Annotated in this window: 6 protein-coding genes; 5 read left to right on the top strand and 1 reads right to left on the bottom strand. The window is 70.1% G+C overall.

Annotated features, from left to right (window positions below; all coding sequences use genetic code 11):
* Positions 1-340 precede the first annotated feature (340 nt).
* The 5 genes from AOK11_RS37125 to AOK11_RS37105 all read left to right on the top strand — a co-directional run bounded on the left by AOK11_RS37125 (position 341) and on the right by AOK11_RS37105 (position 4,600).
* Entirely contained in the window at positions 341-1,141 is an 801-nt protein-coding gene (locus AOK11_RS37125; RefSeq protein WP_055598026.1) for a hypothetical protein, read from the top strand.
* Between the two features lie 11 nt (positions 1,142-1,152).
* Positions 1,153-2,211, top strand: coding sequence for a tetratricopeptide repeat protein (locus tag AOK11_RS37120; RefSeq protein ID WP_055598025.1), 1,059 nt, complete (start codon positions 1,153-1,155; stop codon positions 2,209-2,211).
* Positions 2,212-2,434: 223 nt separating this feature from the next.
* On the top strand, positions 2,435-2,980 hold the full coding sequence (locus AOK11_RS37115) for a sigma-70 family RNA polymerase sigma factor (protein WP_055598024.1): 546 nt from the start codon (positions 2,435-2,437) through the stop codon (positions 2,978-2,980).
* A 279-nt stretch (positions 2,981-3,259) separates the two neighbouring features.
* Positions 3,260-4,333 (top strand): TerC family protein, encoded by a 1,074-nt coding sequence (locus AOK11_RS37110; protein ID WP_079035321.1) that lies wholly within the window; start codon positions 3,260-3,262, stop codon positions 4,331-4,333.
* Between the two features lie 132 nt (positions 4,334-4,465).
* Positions 4,466-4,600, top strand: coding sequence for a hypothetical protein (locus AOK11_RS37105; protein ID WP_338058970.1), 135 nt, complete (start codon positions 4,466-4,468; stop codon positions 4,598-4,600).
* Positions 4,601-4,954: 354 nt separating this feature from the next.
* On the opposite strand, the gene AOK11_RS37100 is transcribed toward AOK11_RS37105, so the two are convergent.
* The gene (locus AOK11_RS37100) at positions 4,955-5,839 is read right to left on the bottom strand and encodes a hypothetical protein (RefSeq protein WP_206189008.1); all 885 of its coding nucleotides are present in this window, start codon (positions 5,837-5,839) and stop codon (positions 4,955-4,957) included.
* Positions 5,840-5,844: the final 5 nt, after the last annotated feature.

The raw sequence follows: 5,844 nt of genomic DNA, 5'->3' as shown, positions 1-5,844 counted from the left end.
AGCAATCCGCCGCGCGGCCGGAGCCGGCCGCGCGGCGGATTGCTGCGCGGGGGACGTAGCGGCGCCCTGCCCCTCGGGGCCGGCCGTGTCCGCGCCGGGTCGCCGGCGGGCGGGTTTCGGTCCCCGTACCCAGCCCTGCGGGTCCGACGGCGTTGCCGAAGGAGTGCCCATGCGCTTCCTGCCCCCCTCTTGCCCTGTGCCTGTGCTGCTCTGACTCATCTGGTTTCCACCGGTTTGAACTTCTTTGCGCCGGGCTGCGTTTCATCCACCGAGCCCGCCGGACAGCACAACGGGCCGACGGGCACAGCGGTTCAAGGTGAGGGGAAGAAGGCACGCGCCGATGAGCGCAGACTCGGAAGACAACGCATCGAACACCGTCCGCAACGTGGCAGCGGCCGGTGTCGGCTGCGGCTGTCTGATGTCGCCGGCGATCCTGGTGATCGGCGCGTGCGTCGTCATCGTCCTCGGCGGATTCGGCGTGCTGCTGGCGCCGCTGATCGCCCTGATCCTGCTGTTCGGCGGGGGCGGAGGCAGCGACTCCGCCAACGAGGCCATCGGCCACGAGATCGAGAACGTCTTCGGCGGCGACGGCAAGGAGGAGCTGGACGAGAACACCGTCCCGGACGACCTGGTGGACAGCATCAAGGAGGCCGGCGAGCTGTGCTCGGACATCGGCCCGATCGTCATCGCGTCGCAGCTGGAGAACGCCTCCGGCTTCAACGCCGAGATGAAGGGCGCCAACGGCGAGAAGGGCATCTCCCAGCTGCCGCCCGAGATCTTCGAGGAGTACGGCGAGGACGACGACGACAACGACGAGGTCGACGCCACGGACACCGCCGACTCGATCATGGCGCAGGGCCGCTACATGTGCGACCTGGCCGAACAGGCGAAGAGCGCCATCGACGCCAAGACGGTCGAAGGGACCGTTCTGGACGTCACCCTGGCCGCCTACAAGGTCGGCATGGACGCCGTCATCGAGGTGGGGGGCGTCCCGCAGTCGAACGACGCCCTCGGCTATGTGGCCGCCATCCGCGCCCAGTTCGCCAAGTACGCCGGTATAGCCGCCCCGCCCGACGGCGCCACCCCGGGCGTCACTCCCAGCCCCGACGAGTCCGGCGACGAGGGGACTCCCGCCCCATGAGGAGGACAGCCATGACCCACTTCGATGTGTACATCTCCGACGACGGATTCGCCCGCATCGGCCAGGCACCCGTCGCCCCCGTACCGGGCGAGTCCGTGCACGAGGCCGTACTGGATCATTTGCAGCGGTACGCGGAGCAGTACGGCACCGCAGTGCAGGCGACCGTGACCGACGGACCGGGCGACGCCCACTTCACCCTGGAGGTCGCGCCGGACGGATCGAGCCGGGTTCTGGTACCGGAGGAGCCGGGGGAACCGGAGGTTCCCGAAGGCCCGACGGAACCGGAGGTACCCGAGGACTCCGAAAACCTGGAGGTCTCCGAGGCCCCGGCGCCTGTGCCGCCTCCCGTGGCCGGGTCCGCCATCGCCGCGGCCGTCGCCCGCGCGCGGGCCACCGCCGCCGGCGACACCGCGAACCCGCCGGTCCGGATCAGCATCCCGGCCCAGGCCACGGCCCTCGAACCGGAGCTCGTACCGGGCCAGGAGCCGGCCATGGAGCGGGAGGCGGAACCGCACCCGGCCCCCGAGCCGGAACCGGCACCGGCATCCGACCCACCCCCGGAGCCGACACGCAGGACCACACGGGGCGTCACCGAGGAACTGTCCGCCCCCGTGGCCGCCGTGGACCTGTCGCCCGAGCTGATCGAACGGATCACCCGGATCAACGCGTTGGCGGCCGTCGGCCGACTGGACGAGGCGCTGGACGACGCGACCGCGCTGCGCGAGGCCATGACCGCCGAGATGGGCGCCGAACACCCCGACGCCCTGGAGGCGCGGGCGATGGAGGCGTACTTGGCGCACCTGCGCGGGGACCACCGGGAGGCCACGGTGCTGGCCCTGTCCGTGGCCCGCATCCTGTGCGGGGCCGGCGACCCGCAGGCGCCGGCGGCGGTGGCGAGGGCGGCAGCCGCGTGGCAACGGCTGGACGACGACCGGGCAGCGGAGATCCACGGCAACGAACTGCTGCACATGTGGGGCAGATTGCACAGCGCCGGCCGCCTGTCCCCGGCGGACGAACACCTGGCCCACCAGGTCCGCATCCAGTTGGAGGACCTGACGGCCTACGTCTGACCGGCCCGTCGCACGCCGCCGCCGTGCAAACCGCCGTACAAACCCGCTGCACAAAACCGCCGTGCAACCCGGTCGCACAACCCCGTTGTACGACGCATGTATCCAACGTCAATGAAGTATCGAACGAGCGTCGAACACGCCTGGCGACACTCCACTCCGCCGGAGGTTCCGGCTCCCCGTCCCACGGCAGGGAGCCGGCCGTCCCAAGGAGCAGGAGCGCACCATGAACGTGACGGTGATCGGATCGGCAAGCGCGGTGTCCCCCGAGGAACGGGCACTGAGGGACCTCTACCTGGAGCACGGCCCGGCCCTCTACACGTACGTGCTGCGCATGCTGAACGGGGACACCCACCGCACGGAGGACGTCATCCAGGAGACGCTGCTGCGCTGCTGGAACAAGCAGAACCTGGCGGACGGCGAGGGAATGGCCGTACGCCCCTGGATGTTCCGCGTCGCCCGCAACATCGTGATCGACGCACACCGTACGAAGATGGCCCGCCCGCTGGAGATAGGCGGCGCGACCTGGCTGACCGAACTGGGCACCGAGGCCGACGACATCGAACGCATGCTGTCGTCCATCGTCCTGCACGACGCCCTCCAGGCCCTGACGCCCGCACACCGCGAGGTCCTGGAGGCCACCTTCTTCGCCGACCGCACCACCCAGCAGGCGGCCACCGCCCTCGGCGTCCCCCAGGGCACGGTGAAGTCCCGCGTCTACTACGCCCTGCGCAGCCTGAAGACAGCCCTGGAAGACCGGGGCATGCACTGACCGTGCTGCTCGACTGCTCCAGTGATCGAACCGGCGGGTATGGCGGCAGCGGCCACGCTGACGGCCTGGCTGATGCGCCGGAGCGGTCGAACAGCCCGACGGGTCCCGTCCGCGGGAGGAGCCCGGCTGTCCCGGTGCGCGCTCGGCATCAGGCCGTGTGCCAAAGGAAGCGGGAGCGCACACCGGTCCGGCCTCCTGGATCGCTCAAGTGCACGAATGGACGCAGAATGCGGTAAATGGTTCCCATCCGTCGGCGTGGGCCGTGGAGGAGTGACTGGCGTGCTTGAGGTCCCGCTTTGGCTGTGGGGGGCGTTCGCCGCGACCGTGGTGGTGTCGCTGACGGTGGACCTGCTGGCCCATCGCACCGCGCACGTCATCGGCTTCAAGGAAGCCGGCGCCTGGAGCGCCCTGTGGGTGGGCCTCGCCCTGACCTTTGGTGCGGTCGTCTTCCTGGTCCTCGGTGCGACGGCGGGCACGGAATACATCACCGCATGGCTCCTGGAGAAGAGCCTGTCGGTCGACAACCTCTTCGTCTTCGCCGTGATCTTCGCGTACTTCAAGGTGCCCCGCGCCTACCAGCACCGTGTGCTGTTCTTCGGTGTCATGGGAGCCCTGGTCTTCCGCGGGATCTTCCTCTCCCTCGGCGTCGCCGTGGTCAGCCGCTTCACCGCCGTGCTCTTCGCCTTCGCCGCCGTCCTCTTCTACAGCGCCTACAAGCTCCTCAAGGACGAGGAGGAGAGCTTCGACCCGGGCAGAAACTTCGCCGTACGGCTGCTCCGCAAGATCATGCCGGTCCGCGACGAGTACGCCGGTGCGAAGTTCTTCGTCAAGGAAGCCGGCAAGCGCGTGGCCACCCCGCTCCTGGCAGTGGTGGCCGCCATCGAGGCAGCCGACCTGATCTTCGCCGTCGACAGCGTTCCCGCCGTTCTCGCCGTCAGCGACGACGCCTTCATCGTCTACACCAGCAACGCGTTCGCCATTCTCGGTCTGCGGGCCCTCTATTTCCTGCTCGCAGGGCTTTTGGACCGGTTCCACTACCTGAGCAAGGGCCTCGCGATCATCCTCGCCTTCATCGGCGTCAAGCTCGTCCTGCAGGCGTCCCACAAGACGATCAGCACCAGCGTCCCCGAGATCCCCTCACCGGTCAGCCTCGCGGTCATCGTCGTCGTCCTGGCCGGTTCCGTAGCCCTCAGTCTGCTCCGGCCCGCCCCACCCCACCCGGTGCCCGGCGGTCCGAACGAGAAGGCGGCCTCGCCGCCGGAGTCGGCAACCACCGAGAACCCCGGCCCGGGCGGAGGCGCACATACCGAGCAGGACCGGGACGGGAAAGATCCGCCCCGACCGGCGGGCTGATCAACGCCGGAGAACGCGCGCGCGTTCCCGGTGTCCTTCTGCGACCGCGGAACCTACTATTAAAGAATGAGTAAAGCCGAGCGTGAGACCGGTTCCCCGGGAGCGCTTGTCTGCCCGGTCTGCAAGCAGCCCGTGACCACGACTGTGAAGGGCCGGCACAAGACTCTCGGAATCTTCGTGCCCGTGTGGCGCCCCGGCCCCTGCCACAACGCCGAGTGCCCCGAATACCTGAAGGAATCGAAGCAGCTCGGACGCCAGGACCACTGACGCGGCCGAGCCGGGGGCGTCGCCTGCCTCCGTCTGGAGCCGGATCCTGAAGCCGGTTCCCCGAAGAGCCCCGGAAAACCGCTCAGGGCCCCGCCCGTGCATGCGGATCAGGCCCCTGAGCCGATACTTCACGGTCGGGGTGGCGGGGTTCGAACCCATGGCCTCTTCACCCCGAACGAGGTGCGATCGACATCGGCCCAGGAGGCTTGCCGTTTCGCCTGTTCAGGGCGTTGGGGCGCGGTTCTTCCGGTCGGTCTTCGAGACTATGCCGCCCCCACCCCTGACGTATGGCAAACGCCGTGCATATCGGCGTTGTCCGGCCTCCCGGCTGGTCGAGCGCCCTGAATCGTCGGCTCAGGCAGCGGCGGGCAGCTTCTCCTCGCGTCGTCGGCAGTCCCGGCAGTGTCCGGGCTCCGGGGCGTGGAAGGCACGCTCGCAGCCGTCGCAGGTCTGGAACGGCAGGACGGCCGGGCGTTCGGCCAACGGCGGGAGCGGGGCCGGAGGCGGCGCGGGCAGGGGTGTTTCCCGGAGGCGGAAGGCGAGGAGGCCCACCGGGCGGGTCAGGAAGTGGTCGGGGAGCCGTGCCGTGAGATGCGCGGTGATCCGGGAGGGCGCGACACCTGCCGCGAGCCACTGCCCGACGGCCGGCGCCAGCCGCACGGCCTCCCGCTCGGACAGGAGGAGCCGCGGATCGACGCGGCGGAGCGCGGTCAGCACGGCGACTGCCTGCGGGTCGGCGTCGGAGAGCGACGCCGCCTTCTCCGGCCGGTCCGGAGCGGGGAAGGACGCCACTTCCGTGACCGTCGCTGGTGAGGACGTGGCGCGCTCGGCCGCGGGCGGCTTCCGGGGCCGGGGCGGCTTCGGCGGTTCCGGGGAGCCGTCGGGCTCCGGTGGCCCGTCCGGCTCCGGTTCCGGGCTGCCGCCGGGGACGTCGTAGAAGTACGTCAGGGTGCGGATCTGCCCGGAGGGCAGGCGCTCACAGCGGCGTTCCAGGTAACCGGCGGCCTCCAGCTCCCGCAGCGCCCGGGAGATCAGGATCTCGCCCTCGGTGAAGTGCGCGCACAGGGCATCGATGCTGACGGGGGTGCCGGTGGGCAGGGAGAGGATGTAGACCGCCACGCCGACGGTGACCGCGCTGCCGCGCCGCTGCGCGAGGGCGTTGGAGATCACCGTGAAGTCGGCGGTGAGCCGGGTGCGTACGTGGATCACGCCGGAGGTCGGTGCTCCGGCGTGATCCACGTACG

Source organism: Streptomyces hirsutus, assembly GCF_001418415.1.
GTDB classification, from domain to species: domain Bacteria; phylum Actinomycetota; class Actinomycetes; order Streptomycetales; family Streptomycetaceae; genus Streptomyces; species Streptomyces hirsutus.
This window is presented reverse-complemented; position numbering and strand designations above follow the sequence as displayed.